At 48.4% G+C, this 15,078-nt stretch carries 11 protein-coding genes and 1 pseudogene; 7 read left to right on the forward strand and 5 right to left on the reverse strand.

Going from position 1 to position 15,078, the window contains the following annotated elements; translation table 11 throughout:
* Window positions 1-533: 533 nt before the first annotated feature.
* Window positions 534-1,100 carry a hypothetical protein gene (locus AC1TPC_RS06535; RefSeq protein ID WP_482066064.1) on the forward strand — a complete coding sequence of 189 codons (567 nt, stop codon included), beginning with the start codon at window positions 534-536 and terminating at the stop codon, window positions 1,098-1,100.
* A 92-nt stretch (window positions 1,101-1,192) separates the two neighbouring features.
* Here the strand turns inward: AC1TPC_RS06535 and AC1TPC_RS06540 are convergent, their stop codons facing one another.
* The 4 genes from AC1TPC_RS06540 to AC1TPC_RS06555 all read right to left on the reverse strand — a co-directional run bounded on the left by AC1TPC_RS06540 (window position 1,193) and on the right by AC1TPC_RS06555 (window position 7,646).
* Window positions 1,193-3,250: a GxGYxYP domain-containing protein gene (locus AC1TPC_RS06540; RefSeq protein ID WP_482066065.1), complete on the reverse strand. Its 2,058-nt coding sequence runs from the start codon at window positions 3,248-3,250 to the stop codon at window positions 1,193-1,195.
* 325 nt (window positions 3,251-3,575) lie between these two features.
* Window positions 3,576-5,765: a GTP-binding protein gene (locus AC1TPC_RS06545; protein WP_482066066.1), complete on the reverse strand. Its 2,190-nt coding sequence runs from the start codon at window positions 5,763-5,765 to the stop codon at window positions 3,576-3,578.
* A 54-nt stretch (window positions 5,766-5,819) separates the two neighbouring features.
* Window positions 5,820-7,274, reverse strand: a complete 1,455-nt coding sequence (locus AC1TPC_RS06550; RefSeq protein WP_482066067.1) for an MATE family efflux transporter — start codon at window positions 7,272-7,274, stop codon at window positions 5,820-5,822.
* A 153-nt stretch (window positions 7,275-7,427) separates the two neighbouring features.
* On the reverse strand, window positions 7,428-7,646 hold the full coding sequence (locus tag AC1TPC_RS06555; RefSeq protein WP_482066068.1) for a hypothetical protein: 219 nt from the start codon (window positions 7,644-7,646) through the stop codon (window positions 7,428-7,430).
* Between the two features lie 407 nt (window positions 7,647-8,053).
* Here AC1TPC_RS06555 and AC1TPC_RS06560 point away from each other — a divergent pair, with 407 nt between their 5' ends.
* Entirely contained in the window at window positions 8,054-8,392 is a 339-nt protein-coding gene (locus AC1TPC_RS06560) for a hypothetical protein (RefSeq protein WP_482066069.1), read from the forward strand.
* Between the two features lie 107 nt (window positions 8,393-8,499).
* On the opposite strand, the gene AC1TPC_RS06565 is transcribed toward AC1TPC_RS06560, so the two are convergent.
* Complete coding sequence (locus AC1TPC_RS06565; RefSeq protein ID WP_482066070.1) at window positions 8,500-9,000, reverse strand: hypothetical protein; 501 nt, start codon at window positions 8,998-9,000, stop codon at window positions 8,500-8,502.
* A gap of 266 nt (window positions 9,001-9,266) precedes the next feature.
* Between AC1TPC_RS06565 and AC1TPC_RS06570 the strand changes: the two are divergent.
* From AC1TPC_RS06570 to AC1TPC_RS06590, 5 genes and pseudogenes are all read left to right on the forward strand, one after another.
* Window positions 9,267-9,634 (forward strand): annotated as a pseudogene (locus AC1TPC_RS06570) (multicopper oxidase domain-containing protein); the annotation flags it as partial.
* A gap of 116 nt (window positions 9,635-9,750) precedes the next feature.
* Window positions 9,751-10,254 carry a hypothetical protein gene (locus AC1TPC_RS06575; protein ID WP_482066071.1) on the forward strand — a complete coding sequence of 168 codons (504 nt, stop codon included), beginning with the start codon at window positions 9,751-9,753 and terminating at the stop codon, window positions 10,252-10,254.
* 155 nt (window positions 10,255-10,409) lie between these two features.
* The gene (locus AC1TPC_RS06580; RefSeq protein ID WP_482066072.1) at window positions 10,410-10,895 is read left to right on the forward strand and encodes a hypothetical protein; all 486 of its coding nucleotides are present in this window, start codon (window positions 10,410-10,412) and stop codon (window positions 10,893-10,895) included.
* A 166-nt stretch (window positions 10,896-11,061) separates the two neighbouring features.
* Window positions 11,062-13,329, forward strand: a complete 2,268-nt coding sequence (locus AC1TPC_RS06585; protein ID WP_482066073.1) for a PAS domain S-box protein — start codon at window positions 11,062-11,064, stop codon at window positions 13,327-13,329.
* 137 nt (window positions 13,330-13,466) lie between these two features.
* A complete protein-coding gene (locus AC1TPC_RS06590; protein WP_482066074.1) occupies window positions 13,467-15,062 on the forward strand; it encodes a histidine kinase N-terminal 7TM domain-containing diguanylate cyclase in 1,596 nt (531 codons plus the stop codon).
* The last annotated feature ends 16 nt before the right edge of the window (window positions 15,063-15,078 follow it).

Here is a 15,078-nt window from a genome sequence, read left to right on the forward strand (position 1 = left end):
AACGATCTCTTAATTACATGCTGGACACTGTATTAGGCAGGCCGCTTGAGGTAACAGGCCTCTCCTTCGGTTAGATCTCGTTTTTTATTGTCCGCAGCCTGCATTTCGACAATGAGCAGCTGACGCCTAATTCACGTATATCAGCTGCTGTGGCGCCTTGGCTTGATCAGGTCGGCCGCGCGCAGGGCTATCAAATTGTCAAACTCGATTTACTCCTCTACTGTAGGAACATATATGTTTTTACAACCGTCTCTCACTCCCGCACACGCCGATTCCACGCCATAAGCACATATGCGTGCTTAAAGACAACAAACACCGCATGTTACTCCTCTATAAGCACATATATGTTCTTACTGCCTTCTTTCGCACTCCCGCACACGCCGAATTCACTCTATAAGCACATATGCGTGCTTAAAAGCTGTCATTGAACAATCTACACCGGCCATGATTGAAAACAGAACGATAGGTTTAAGATAGTAAAGAGAATTAATGGATGGGTCAGACGTACCCGCCAATCCTATAGGAGGTTCAACATGTTGAACAGCATGACGGTTTTACCATACACTAAACGCAAGAAGAAAGGTTTTGCCGCTTTTGCGGCATTTGGCATAGCAATGACCTTATTGGCAGGCTGCGGACAAACGGGGACAAGCAACAGGGACGCTGGCGCTAACAAAGCCACCATTGCCCCTGCGAATCAAGCTGAAGCGACGAATGCGATGAGCGAGGAGGATAATCCTTTCGAGGCTGCTGGCATTAACGATCCCAAAGCGTTTATCAAAATGTTTGAGCTTGCCAAGTCAGCCGTTGCCGCAGATGAGAAAGCCGCTGTCGCAGAGCTGATCCTGCTCCCGCTTCAGGTCAATGGAGAGACACCTATGGAGATTAAGTCCAAAGAGGAATTTTTAGAGAAATATGACCAGATCATGACGAAGTATGTAAAAGACGCGCTGGCCGCGCAAAAGGTTGATGATCTTTTTGTTAGAGATCAAGGCGTTATGGTCGGAAACGGTCAGCTTTGGTTCGGCGCATCCGCACAGGAACCTCAAGTGTACGGCATCATTGCCGTTAATCCCGATGTCGCTCTCACAACGAATTAATCACTAAACCAAAATTAAATATCGCATCTTTGCTTCCCATAATCCCATACACCAAAATAAAGACGCCAGCGACCGCGCTGGCGTCCTATCCTTTATGGCTTAGCAGGCAGTCCATTCGCGCTGCGAATCAGCGAGAAATACTGATCGGCGCGAACGGGAACATACTCAGATCCAAGCGAAGCTTGCAGCTCGGCAATGTCAGAAGGCGTGAGGCTCCAGGCGAGCAAGCCTAAGGATACGAATAACGGCGACTTCCCGTCCCACTTAGCCTTGGCATCGGCAAGAATCTTCTGTCCGTCCTGCACGGTGCTGATGCCTTGAATCGTCGAGACAGGAAGCTTGCCGCCCACAATCTCTACGCCATAGCGATTTTCCCAGCTTAGGAACAGCCCCTGAGCTTTGTATTCCTTGATGTAAGCTGCTGCATGTGCGTCGCTTAGCGGTACATTCTCACTGTTGACGCGGTTCAATACGTAAGGAATCGTCATGCCCGTCTTCTCCATGTACGAATACGACTGCTTCAAGAAAGCGGCAAACGATTCCGCTGGCCATGCATTCGGGTAGAAGTAGCCTGCGCCGGATGGTCCTGCGATAAGCAGGTCATTTTCTGTAGCGGTCTCCTGAAAATAATTCAACATCGCAGGTGCGCCATCATAGAGCAGCGGGCTGGATGTCCAGTTCAGCGGCACTTTGCCGCGGCTTGGATCATCCCATAGAATGCGCATTCTATGCTGATTGTATTGGAAGTTGTCACCCTCGCTGAACGTATACGTTACATAAATTTTGTTCTCCAGCTTCGGCGTCTTCGCCGCCTTTGCTTTGACAGCGTTCGCCTTTGTTCCGGAGAATACCGTCAGGTTGCTGAACCAATCGGCTGCAAGCACATAGACGCCGTGATTGGACAAAATCTCGACACCGCTGAACTCGCCGTCTACGTCATTGCTGAACCAGCCTAGGTATGGCGTGCCCGGCTTCACGTCCGCTAAAATTTTCTCGAAGAGCGCCTTCTGCTCAGGTACGTTGGAATCGAGCCAGAACACCATCGCTTTATTTGCTACGGCATAATCTCGCAAGTAGCCGTAAGGCTCCTTCTGCTCGGAGGATACTGGCTGCTCATTGCCAACGGAAACCTTATATTGATTCCACATATCGACGGAAGCCGTCAGCCGTTTTGTACCAGCAGGCGGAGTAAATTTATAGATGAAGTAACGGTTGTTGTCGGCAAACCGATGTCCGCCGTTGCCCTCAGACACTTGAGAGCTCTGCCGATCATACAAGAACGGCTCTTCTTCCGGTGTACCCGGGATAAATTTCGCGATGGCCTTGCCGTCCGCCGTAATCGTTACCTCATGCACAGCCGTTCCCCAGCCGTCCTGCGAGAACGCATCGTCGAAGCGCAGATATACATCCGACTTGCCAAGGCTCGAGCTTAGATCAAGATCATACACCTTCCTATTGGCACCGTCACGCTCCTGCGTTGTATCTTGCGCAATGACTTTGAACAGATCCTCTTGGCCTGCCGGAAGCCTGATCGACGTGTCCGGACTAAGACCGACAAGCATCCGATGCGTCGTCTGGCTCCATAGATTATCATACTGCCAGGTGTAAGCGTCCATTCGATCCTTGAATTTCCCTTGAAGATCGTCCAGCACTTTCAAGCTGTACGGTTCGGCCTGCAGCTTCTCCGCCAGCTCAGGGCTCGCAACCACGCCGCCTTTCAAACCAGCTAACGTTGTAGCCACGTTAACGGAGTCCGGTACGTTCGGATCGTATATAACAATACCGTTTATTTCGTTCTTGTATTTACGGACGATCTGCCAATAATCGTCTCTCACCTTGTAGGTCACATCTAAGTCATTTAGCCATGTGTACTTGCCTTCCTCCTTGTTCTCCAGCAAATAAATGCGGGGCTCGACACGATTAACAATACCTTGCAAGGTTGCCATTAGAATCTTTATATCGCCTGGCGCATCATAGATATCCGCCACGTCCAATTGCTTAATCTTCGAAAAACTTGGAAGCGCTTGCTTTTCTGGCCAAGCAATCGCGCTCGCCTGCGGCTTCTCCTTGGATTCAGCGGCAGATGCACCTAATGACATGGACAACGTACAAACGACTGCAAGTCCGATAACGGTAAGCTTACGCAACATGGTCTACACCTCAGTTTAATAGTGGTTTGGAGGACAGCCTCTTGACGCGTGCGTTTTCCCCTACGCCTCCTTTACTCGGCAGCATCATTTCACTTCCTCACAAATATATATTTATTATATTGAGTATATAATTACAACCACTTCGACAAAAGCTCTCATCTTCCCCTATCATTTTGAGTCTCTTTATACAGACATCATCTGTGTACCTAGTCAAAATATCCTGTATCAAGTAGGACGAATCACAGGTTTTATCTTCGAAAATTGTATATATTATACATAACAAATATACCACTCTCCTTGCCATAAAGAAAAAAAGCGCCTGCGGCTACGAGCCGGCAAGCGCCTTGCGAACAGATAAAATATATTTGGATTGATCGAGCGGATTTACGCCACGGCGTACCCGCTCCGCTTTCACATCTGGCGGACATTCACGATAACCCGCGAATAAGGTTGCCAAGGCGCCTCTCCCCTTCGTCAGCGAGCCGAATCGTGCAGGAAAATCGAGCGAAGTAGCTACCGGAAGCGTGCCTTCAATCTCCATCCTCTCCTGCCTGACAACCGGCGTATCGAACTCCCCGCGCATAAGAATGAGCTCGTTCATCAGCTTGCCGCCCGTCTCCTCCGGAACGGAGATACGGAACGACAGCATCGGCTCCAGCAGCTTCACCCCTATGCGAGATAATCCATCCATGATGCCCATCGGCGTTGCAACCGCAAAATCAAGCGGATGCGTGTGCCACACATGATGCTCCCCTTCAACAAGCGTCACCTTCAAGTCCGTTACTTCCCAGCCAAAAAGACCCTGTTGAAGCGCCTCGGGAACGGTTCTGGCTACTTCATTCTGATAGCGATCGAGCAGTCGTTCCGAGCGTACAACGGAGCTAAAGGTTATTCCGCTTCCTCGTTCGCCAGGCTCGATATGAAACCGCAGAATCGCCCAGCACGGCTTCGGCATCGTATACGCGATGAAGCCCTCTCCTGCCTGTGCAGGCGTCTCTTTATATATAACCGACGGCTCGCCAAAATCAGCCTTCAAGCCATAGCGATTGTGCAGAACATGCGTGAGCACCTCGATCTGAATGGGCCCCATCACTTTGAGATGCAGCTCCCGCTGCTCCTGCAGCCATTGCAAATCGAGCAGCGGGTCCTCATCAGCCAGCTCCTGCAGCGCAACTACAACTGCCGGATACTCGGCCTCGTTGCTCCAGCGCACCTGCACTGTTAGGAGCGGCACGGCCAACCGCGTCTCGCCGGGAACATAATCGCCGCAGCCGACAATATCGCCAATGCGCGCCTGATTCCAGCCGCACACAGCCGCAATATCGCCTGCCGCAAGCAGCCCAACATCCTCGGCCTTCTGCCCATCGATTTTGCGGATTTGCGTAACCTTCTCTTCGATTTGCTGCGTCTCATTCCGAACGGAGTCACGGTTGCGAATGACGCCGCTATACAAGCGCACATAAGCGATTCGCCCCATCACGGCATCACGCTCGATGCGGAAGACGACGCCCGATACCGGTCCGTCAGGCGCAACCTCAGGCGGGGGCAGCAGCGCAACCATCGCTTGCATCAGCGGCTCGATGCCGATTCCTCGATTCGACGCGCCAAATAAAATCGGAAACAGCTCACCGCTCTGTGTGAGCGAGCGCAGCATCTGATTCAGCTCCGCCTTCGGCAGCGTCCCGCTGTCCAAATAATGAAGCAGCAGCGACTCATCCTGCTCGGCCACCGTTTCCTCCAGCAGCTGCAAATAGGACTGCACCTCTCCTGTATCGCCAGCTGCATCATCCAGCACGCTCACCGCGCCGCTAAAACTATCCTCCACGCCAAGCGGTGCCTGTACCGGCGCTGCCTGAGGCGAAAGCAAACGACGAATTTGCTTTATCGTCCCAAGCGGATCGGCTCCAATCCGGTCCATCTTATTTACGTAAATAAGCGTCGGAATATTTCTCTCCCGCAACGCTTGCCAAATGACCTCCGTCTGCGCCTGCACGCCCTCAACCGCCGAAAGGATGAGCACCGCTCCGTCCATCACGCGCAGCGACCGCTCGACCTCAGAGAGGAAATCGACATGTCCCGGCGTATCGACCAAATTGACCGTAGCGCCTTGCCAAGCAAAACGCGTCGCTGCCGCTCTTACTGAAATCCCTCTGGAGCGTTCAACCTCCAAAAAATCCGTCTGCGCCGTACCCGCGTCCACGCTGCCAAGTGATCGGATGCGACCGCTGCGAAATAAAATCTGTTCCGTTGTCGTCGTCTTCCCTGCGTCGACATGGGCGAATATGCCAATATTTCGTATATGTTTTGACTCATTAAGCTCCATCCTGCATATCTCCTTACTTGCTGTTCCTTTCTTTATCGTAACTCTGAAAGCGCATAACAGCAACAAAAAACGGCTCACCGCTGCATTGCACGGTGAGCCGTTTTCTATAGGCGCTTTGCCCCAAGGGTCCTTGCCAGCGCCTTCGAAGCTAACGGCAAACTTCTCGGTACGCGTCAAGCCATGCAGGCTCACGTCTCCGACACTTAGACATCCTTATATATTTTACTATGAATACTTGTCATCCTATTACGAATGCAGGACTGACGCCTTTTCCTTGCTCTCGCGCTTGACCAGCGCATGCTTCTCCCACGCTCTGCTCCTCCAGCGGAAAAACATAATAACCGCGCGCAGCCATTCGTCGGCCGCAATCGCAAGCCAAATGCCCGCCAAGCCCAAATCCAGCGTAAAAATAAAAAAGTAACCGAGCGGCAAGCTCATTGCCACCATAGAGCCCATGCCGATCCAGAGCGGATATTTCGCATCCCCTGTTGCCCGCAGCGAGTTGACGAGCACGATATTGATCGTTCGTCCGGTCTCCAGCACGATACTAAGCAGCAGCACGTTTACACCCAGCCGAATAATTTCCTCATCATCCGTGAACATGCGCATAAGCGGCTCGCGGAATGCAATAACGAGCAGGACCGCGAACAAGGTTACGCCGCTTGCCCAGCGCACGCTTTTCCACACGCGATGATAGGCTGTCGCCTGCTCGCCCGCACCCACAAGTCTACCGACGATAATCGACGTCCCCATGCCAATGGCGAAGGCGAATAGATACGTAAACATCGAAATGTTGTTTGCATAGTTTTTGGCTGCCAAGGAAGCCTCGCCAAGATAGGTCGCATAAAATAAGAACATGATTTGGCATGCTTGGTACATCACCTGCTCAAGCGCTGATGGAATACCTATTTTCAATATTTTGGAAACATACTCCTTGGATAGCGAGATATAGTAGCGCAGCTCCACTCTCACCGACATAATCCGATACAGCAGCCAGAAGAAGACGACCAGCGCCAGCGCACGGCTGATAACCGACGAAATCGCTGCGCCTTGAACGCCCATCTCAGGAAAGCCGAACTTCCCAAAAATAAGCAGATAGTTGCCCACGATATGAACGATGTTCATGCCGAGCGATACGTACATCGCTTCCTTCGTAAATCCATGCACGCGTATGATGGCAGAAATAGAATTAATAATCGCTTGCAGGAAGATCATTCCGCCTACGATTGATAGATAGCTTTTGGCATGAACGAGTATCTCGCCCTGCAAATTCAGCATCTGCAGCAAATGCCCGCCAAACAGCACGAACATTAAGCTGATCATCAGTCCGACTACGAGATTGAGCGTAACGGCCAGCGCTGATATTTTCGCCGCTTCTATAAACTTCCTTGAACCGATATATTGCGCGACTACGATCGATGCCCCGTTACCGATTACCTCTAGCAGCAAAATCGCAATATGCAAATATTGATTGGATGCTCCGACGCCGGATACCGCATTATCCGAAATCGCGCTCAGCATCAGCGTATCCGCAATTCCCATAAGCATAAACAAAAAGATTTCCAAAAATATAGGCCATGTCAGAAAAAATAGATTCAATCCTTTCTGCTCATGCTGCCCTTGTGTACTACCGGCCTCTGCCGTTGCCATGATGTCACCTTCTTCTAAATTGGAAAAGTAAAGCACAAGGTATCGTAGCATATTGGGCTGTCTATTGCACGCGTGTTTTATTTATTTCCATGCACTAAATGATGGCAATATCTATGAAAGCGCATAAAAAAAGACTGTGCTATGATCGCTAGTAAACGACCTCAGAACAGTCTTCCTCTTTATAGTTTAAAATGATTGATATCATTATTGCTCTTCGGACTCTTCTTCAGCAGCTTCTTCCTCAGCCGCCTCTTCTTCCGCTTCCTCTGCTGCTTCTTCCTCAACCGCAGCAGCCGCTTCTTCTATTTCCTCTTCCAATTCAGCCTCAACAGCATCTACCGCTTCTTCCGCTGGAGCCTCTTCGGAAATCAGTTCCACGGACTCCTCCGCGCCTTCTTGAACTACTTCTTCTTCTTGGCTCATATCATTCACCTCCTACTTCTTAATACCTTAATTGTAGCGCTTTCATAGAACTAAACAAGAGGTGTAAAATGTCGTTTCATAGGAACTATTTCCGCAATTTGTAGCATTCGAGTTCATTCGCTTTTCTTCGACCAAGACTTCCCAAAGACTCCCCGCCAGAGGTCTAGGACTGCGTTCCGACTTACGGCGGTTTTGCACAGCTAGTGAACTAGATAAGATGAATAACGACTAGTAAACGGTTTCTCATACTGCACGCAGAGGCATAAATAATCCCACGCTCAGGAGGCTTAGTAAGATGTATTCACTACTCACTAATTTGGAGCTCGGCGCCTTAATGCTTTTTGTTGTTTTCTCTTTTATAGCCGCTGGCAAAAGCATCCAAGCTCGTATACTTTAATACGGAGAAAATGCTTTACCGCAAAACCCGCAAGCTGCTCTTCTGGTCGATCAGCCTTAGCTTGCTCGCCGCTGCGGTGGCCACAGCCGATACGATGCTGGCCGCAACCGCTCATCCATTGTTTTGGATGGACCGGCTGCTCATTCGAACACCGCTTGCCGTACTCCCTGTCCTCCTTATTTGGTTTGGCTCCTTTCCTAGAATGCGCAAGTCGCAAGTTTACGCTAACCGCGCAGCAGAAGTCCGTGACCTTGAGCTCCGGCAAGTTTTACTCCTCCTAAGCAAGGTAATAGCTTCTATTTTTTGGATACCTTTATTCAAGGTTGATAAGCAATTGGCAAGCGTATAGGAAATAAAAAAAAGGAACCATATGAGGAATAAGCCCCCCTGCGGTTCCTTTTTTTATTTCTTATACAGTCTCGTATTTAATAAAAGTCATCTGTTGTTGAGGTTGTTTTACCCTTCCACTTCTTCCGCATTGTTAGAAGCAAATCCAGAGTAAGCAACATTTACATTAGCAGAGGAAGATCTATAGGTAACGGTATAATCACCACTTCGCATACCTTGTGGGAATTTTGCAGTGCTTCTCCAAGTAAAAGACTTACTTGCATTAACTGTTGTTGTAAAATACACCAGGCCAGTATCAACATGCGTTACAGATATTATAGTATCGCTTGTTCCATTATTAAGAAAATACAACTTTACATGTCCATAAGTTCCTGGCACTACAAATGAAGAGCTGGTTTGTTTAGCACCTGATGTAGTACCAGACCAATTGTTACCAATAGTAAAAGGAGTGATAATACCTCCTCCAAAATTATTACCTTGTTGAGTTACTGAAGGCGGCGTTGGAACAGATCCCGTATTGTTTTGATCCGCTGCTGAAACCCCCTGTACCGAAACTGTCGCCAGTAAAGCGACCGCAGCCAAAGTAGTCAAATATCCTTTTTTCTTCATTTTCTATCTCTCCTTCTACTTTGTTACTAATTTAAACCCAATGAATACCATACTATTTCTGCTGAATGATAGCAACGCAAACTTGATTGGTATTTTCCGAAATCAGTTTTTCGCTAAATTTGGTAAATTAAGAAAAACAATATTATTAAATCATGAACTTTTTTAAATTATTGCATTTCTTCTGAATAACCCATAATGTCATTAACACTTAAATACTCATTACTATTTATAAACGATTAATGGCATTAAACGGAGGATTTGCAGCTTACGATACCATTAATGGCGAAGTATTTCCGAATACCCCCATGTTCGTCGTGAAGGAGGGCGAGCTTGTGAAAACAACGATCGTCAACCGCAGCTCGGTAGAGCATCCGATGCATTTGCATGGCCACCATATGCTCATATTATCCCGCAACGAAGAGCCGGTTACCGACAGCCTGTGGTGGTCGGATACGCTTGATGTTGCACCGGGCGAGGTGTATGAGGTCGCCTTCCGCGCCGACAATCCCGGTATCTGGATGGATCATTGCCACAACCTGGTCCACGCGTCTGCTGGCATGACCATGCATCTTATGTATGAAGGCGTTACATGCCCTTCGAGGTCGGCACGGCTACCCACAATCATCCGGAGTAGGTAAAACTGGACTTTAGTCCAGTTCCACTTTTTACCTGCAGCAGGAGGACAGCTATTTTCCTTGTATGCTATGCTGAAGGCAGCGAATAAAACGAAGATTGGGGTGTATTAAAACAATGAATTTAAGAACAATTGGCGGGCTCGTCCTCCTGCTGCTCGGTGCATGTTTATTTCTGAATCAAGGCGAAGCTTTTGGTCCAGGCAAAATATTTGCTTACTTCTGGCCATCGATATTCGTCATCCCGCTCGGACTATTTTTCCACTGGCTGTACTTCGTCATGATCGGCAGAAAAGGAGTTGGCGTCTTGATACCTGGCGGCATCTTGCTCACAGCAGGCCTAGTAAGCCAGATCGCGATGCTCTTCAATAACTGGGTTTACATGTGGCCCGGCTTTATCCTTGCGGTTGCTGTCGGCTTGTTCGAATTTTATTGGTTCGGCAACCGAAACAAATGGCTGCTTATTCCGGTCAACATTTTGACCGTGCTCTCGCTTCTCTTCTTTGCAGTCTTCTCGATAGGCTCCATCTACAACAAGTTCGTGCTTAGCCAGCCAATCTTCGCCATCGTGCTCATTCTCGCCGGCGCTATCATGCTGCTGATGAAGAAGAAGGATATTTAGCAGCTTCCTCCTGCTGTGTGGTATAATCACAAGCATCGCAACAGCTGCTGCGCAAACCTAAGCTGATGCTTACGAAGTGGTTTGCTATCGCAAACCTAAGCTGATGCTTACGAAGTAGTTTGCTATCGCAAACTTTTAGGAGGAAAAATCAACCGATGCTATCTTTTGAACAAAAGCTTGCTATAATCGAATCCTTTCCCGAATTGCAGCGAAAGGATGTTTCTCTCGGCCGCACGAACTTCCATTATGAAGAAAGCGCCCACGAGAAAAAATCGGTCGTGCACCATCTGCACCCGAACGGAAATGGCTATGTATTCGCCGGCTTGGTGAAAGGCGTCGCAACCGATGATAAAGGACTCGTCAATATCCGGGATTTCAGCGAAGAGGAGCTTCGCTCGCTTATCGAGAAATCGATCAGCTCCCTTGCGATTGCACCGCCGGATAAGCCCGAATCGAAGAAAAAGAAAAAACGCAACACTCCGCAGGAGGAGCGCTGGATCGGGCCAAACAATGCTGTTTTAACGCTTCTGTTTGAAGAGGATCTCTGGTATTTGTATGCCGATTTAAATTTGGAATCCGCCTTCGAGACTTACGAGGAAGCGGAGCAGTACTTAAAAGAAGAGCAGTTCTCGCGCGCATAACGGAGCAGTACGAACCATTTTCGCCAAACCGTGCGTATAAACAGTAAATACCGATGGGGAAACATATTTATGTTTCTCCATTTTTTTATTGGCAAGCATACAGGATTTTTGTCGACCCGTGTCAAATTGTAGTATGTGCACCTTAGATTCAGGGAGGGAGATCCTGTTGTCCATCAAAGTTAAACTATCTTTTTCAATTTCTATTATTGTCGCCGTTATTCTGGCTCTCTATATATCGATTTACTATGTTTCATCCAAAGCCGAGGTACAATCTGGCCTTGAGCAGCAGGTAAACAATATAGCAAAGCAAATAAGTCTCACGCTTGAAGCATCGGAAAGTGCAAGGCAGTCTATGGAGGATATGATTGGCGAGAAGCTTCGGATGGCTGCGATCGCAGCAAAGGAGCAGCTTGACCCCGATATCGATAATGTCAAAAACGAGCAGCTGGTAGAGTTAAGCCATAAGCTTGGCGTCGATCATATTACACTCTGGAAAAAAATAGGAGATGACGTAATCGCTCTTAAATCATCCGATCCAAACGAAATTAATCTAAGCTCCAAAACATGGGATTATTGGTACCGTGCGTTTCTTCAGCTATTCGAAAACCACAACGTTACCATTCCCGAGGGGCAGAAGCTTGAAAACTATTGGTCGGGTCCGTTTAATTTCTCCACCTCAGATCCCAAAAAGATTAGAAAATGGGGCAGCTATAACGACGGCACGACTAACTACATCATCAATCCGTACGTGAACGCGCAAGTGCTGCTTGATTTCGACTTTACGATCGGGACGGATGCCATCGTTAACAAAATCATTGCAGATCAACAGGATATACTTGAAATTACCGGCTTTGATCCTCAATTTTTTGGTAAAAGCCCGATTATAAAAATTAAAAAGGGAATTCCCGTCTACAACCTGGACGTTCGCGACATTCCCTTTGGGCAATACACCTATAAGGATCAAGAGAATGATTCCGTCAACATCCAATACGCGTTGAAAAGCGGCAAAGCCGTTACGGTAAAAAGCGCTCTAATGGGCAAGCGTGTCATGAAAACATTTATCCCGATTAAGATCGATAAAACGTATGTCATCTGTATCAGCTTTGATCAAAATTCTATTTTAAAGCCGCTCAATCGGCAGCTTCTCATTCAATCGCTCATCTCGCTCGGACTCGTTCTCGTCACGCTGGTAGCAAGCTACTTCATTGCAGGCTTTATGATTCGCGGCTTGAATCAAATTTTGAGCAAAGTTAATGCGATTGCAGCAGGAAATTTCGGTGAGGCCATCACCATTCGCAGCAATGATGAATTCGGCTTGCTCGCATCGCGCATTGATACGATGGGCAGCAATTTGCACAGCTATACAACGCAGCTGAAGGATGCAGCCGAAGAGCTGCGAAGCACGAAGCAGTATTTGGAATCCTTCGTAAATCACACATCCGATGCGATTCACGTAGCGGATTTAGCGGGTGATGTCATTCAGGTCAATCGAGCCTTCGAGACGATGTACGGCTGGAAGGAGGAAGAGGCTTTAGGCAAGCCGCTGGACAATGTGCCAGACGACTATCTCGGCTCTCACCATGAGCTTCAAGACACTGTACTTCAAGGCGGCTCCGTTACCGATTTCGAGACCGTTCGATACAGCAAATCCGGCAAGCTCATTGATCTAAGCATCACGATCTCGCCAATCCGAGACGAACTAGGCGAGATCATTGCGATAGCTACTATTTCTAGAAATATTACATCCCGGAAGCAAACGGAAGAGATTATTAGGCGCTCCGAGAAGCTATCTGTCGTCGGCCAAATTGCGGCAGGCGTCGCGCACGAGGTTCGCAACCCGCTTACTACGCTTCGCGGCTTCGTGCAGCTGCAGCAGCAGACCGGCTCTCTCTCTGCCGACCATCTCAAGGTTATGCTTGGCGAGCTTGATCAAATCAACATGATCGTAAGCGAGTTTCTCGTATTCGCCAAGCCGCAAGCTAACTTGCATCAGCCGATAAACGTGCTCAGCATTGTTGGCGATATTATGATGCTTCTGGATTCAGAAGCAAAAATGAGCAATGTCCAGCTTGCCCTGATCGCTGATCCCAATCTTCCTGAGGTTATTGGCGAGGCTAATCAGTTAAAGCAGGTTTTCGTCAATGTGATGAAAAACGGTATTGAAGCGATGCCGGGCGGCGGCGAGCTTACCGTGAAGCTTGAGCATGCCGCGGACAATATGCTTACGCTGCAATTTATTGATCACGGCTGCGGTATTGCCGAAGATGACGTTCACCGTTTAGGGGAGCCTTTCTTTACAAAAAAAGCGAACGGCAACGGTCTTGGCCTTATGGTCAGCCAACAAATTATTGCCGCACACAAGGGCTCAATCGTCTTTCGCAGCGAGCTTGGCAAAGGAACCTGCGTTGAAGTTTCTCTACCAACGGGCAGCTAGGGAAATCACCCAACTGCCTGCTTTCATAATATTTTGAAGAAGTACAAGCTACTATGGTAAACTGTGTCCGTAGCCATTGTTCTTGTACTGCGAGAAGTAACAACTAATTCCGCTACACTCGGGAGCCACTTATGTCGATGACGTTTAATTCCCCAATTTCACAATATATTATTTTTGTCATTATTTCCGGCGTTCTTAGCGTGCTGCTTGCCATATATGCTTACTACAACAAGACAAGCTTCAAAGGCATGAAAGTATTTTTGTGGTCGACCGTATTGTCCGCCGTATATACCTTTGCCTATGCCTTTGAGCTGGCAAGCGATACGATTCGCGAAATTCGTTTTTGGATAAATATTGAATATGTTGGCATGCCATTTATCGCTCCTTGCTGTCTGCTGATGGTCATACATTATGTTGGGCTAGATAAGTTCATCACTCCCAAAAAAACTTGGGGGTTGTTCGTCTTTCCAGCCATCACGCTGCTGATGGTCACGACCAATGATTATCATCATTTGTTCTATAAGATGCTTTATTTGAGACCGCTTGTTCCAACGCCAATGGCTGACGTTGTTCCTGGCATCTGGTACTACATACATGGCAGCTATTCATCCGGAGCTATATTTGCCAGCCTCTTTATTTTGGCACGCTACTTGAGAAAGACGAAATCGGTCTATCGCAAACAAATGATTACGCTCGCTATCGGCATATCGCTTCCACTACTGGGCTCCCTCATTTATGTGCTGGGTCTCACCCCGCTTGGGATGGATCCGGTTCCGCTTCTGATGTGCGTAACGTCGGCGCTTTACCTCGTGTCCATATTCTCGACTTCTCTGTTAACCGTGGCCCCCATTGCACGCGAGCATATCTTCGAGAGTATGCGCGATGGCGTGCTGGTGCTTAATTTAGAAAATCAGATTTTGGATTTTAACGGTGCCGCATCACAAATCATACCAGCGCTTACTCCATCGGCGATTGGTCAAAAGCTGGAGGATATTTGGAAGCGCGGCGCCGAATCCGGCGCTTTCTCATTTGGCGTAGACCCATCGGTATTGCATGAGCAAGAGCTCAAATGGATACGAGGCGGAGAAACGTTCTATTATAGGATAAGAGCATCAAACCTATTAAGGCCGAATGGTCAGCTTGCAGGTAAAACAATCGTTATGATCGATGTAACGGAGCATACACTGCTTCAGAACAAGCTGCGCTATCTAGCCGAGATTGATGGACTGACATCTATTTATAATCGTACTTTTTTTATGGAAAAAAGCAGACAGCTGCTTAACGCCGCTCATCAAGCAGGGCGGCCGATCTCCTTTATATTGTTCGATATCGATCATTTCAAGCAGATTAATGACGGCTATGGCCACAGCGTCGGCGATTTTGCACTTCAGCATATCGTCTCGATATGCCAGCAATTGCTCCCTAAAGGCGCATTGTTTGGACGTTACGGCGGTGAGGAGTTCGCTATCGGCTTACCGGGTGTTACTCTTGCCGTGGCTGGAAAAGTTGCGGAGCAGCTCCGCAAGGCAATAGCCGGGAATCCGATGTACAGCTCTGCCAAAGCCATCACGATCACAGCCAGCTTCGGGGTATCGCAGGCCAAAACGGCTGACGTGCCGCTGGAAGCGCTGCTGAGCGAGGCGGACATTGCCCTTTATCGCTCGAAAAATAGCGGACGAAACGCTGTTCATCTGGCAAACGCTGAGCAATCACATGCAATCGATAAAAAATAACCATACTAGCACGAAA

It is taken from the genome of Paenibacillus sp. Y280, from assembly GCF_056786335.1.

What these genes read in the sequence shown, in the direction of transcription:
- AC1TPC_RS06590 (WP_482066074.1), top strand. Translation starts at nt 13,467, where the DNA reads ATGACGTTTAATTCCCCAATTTCACAATATATTATTTTTGTCATTATT.
- AC1TPC_RS06535 (WP_482066064.1), top strand. Translation starts at nt 534, where the DNA reads ATGTTGAACAGCATGACGGTTTTACCATACACTAAACGCAAGAAGAAA.
- AC1TPC_RS06575 (WP_482066071.1), top strand. Translation starts at nt 9,751, where the DNA reads ATGAATTTAAGAACAATTGGCGGGCTCGTCCTCCTGCTGCTCGGTGCA.
- AC1TPC_RS06540 (WP_482066065.1), bottom strand. Translation starts at nt 3,250, where the DNA reads ATGTTGCGTAAGCTTACCGTTATCGGACTTGCAGTCGTTTGTACGTTG.
- AC1TPC_RS06580 (WP_482066072.1), top strand. Translation starts at nt 10,410, where the DNA reads ATGCTATCTTTTGAACAAAAGCTTGCTATAATCGAATCCTTTCCCGAA.
- AC1TPC_RS06550 (WP_482066067.1), bottom strand. Translation starts at nt 7,274, where the DNA reads ATGCTACGATACCTTGTGCTTTACTTTTCCAATTTAGAAGAAGGTGAC.
- AC1TPC_RS06555 (WP_482066068.1), bottom strand. Translation starts at nt 7,646, where the DNA reads ATGAGCCAAGAAGAAGAAGTAGTTCAAGAAGGCGCGGAGGAGTCCGTG.
- AC1TPC_RS06565 (WP_482066070.1), bottom strand. Translation starts at nt 9,000, where the DNA reads ATGAAGAAAAAAGGATATTTGACTACTTTGGCTGCGGTCGCTTTACTG.
- AC1TPC_RS06560 (WP_482066069.1), top strand. Translation starts at nt 8,054, where the DNA reads ATGCTTTACCGCAAAACCCGCAAGCTGCTCTTCTGGTCGATCAGCCTT.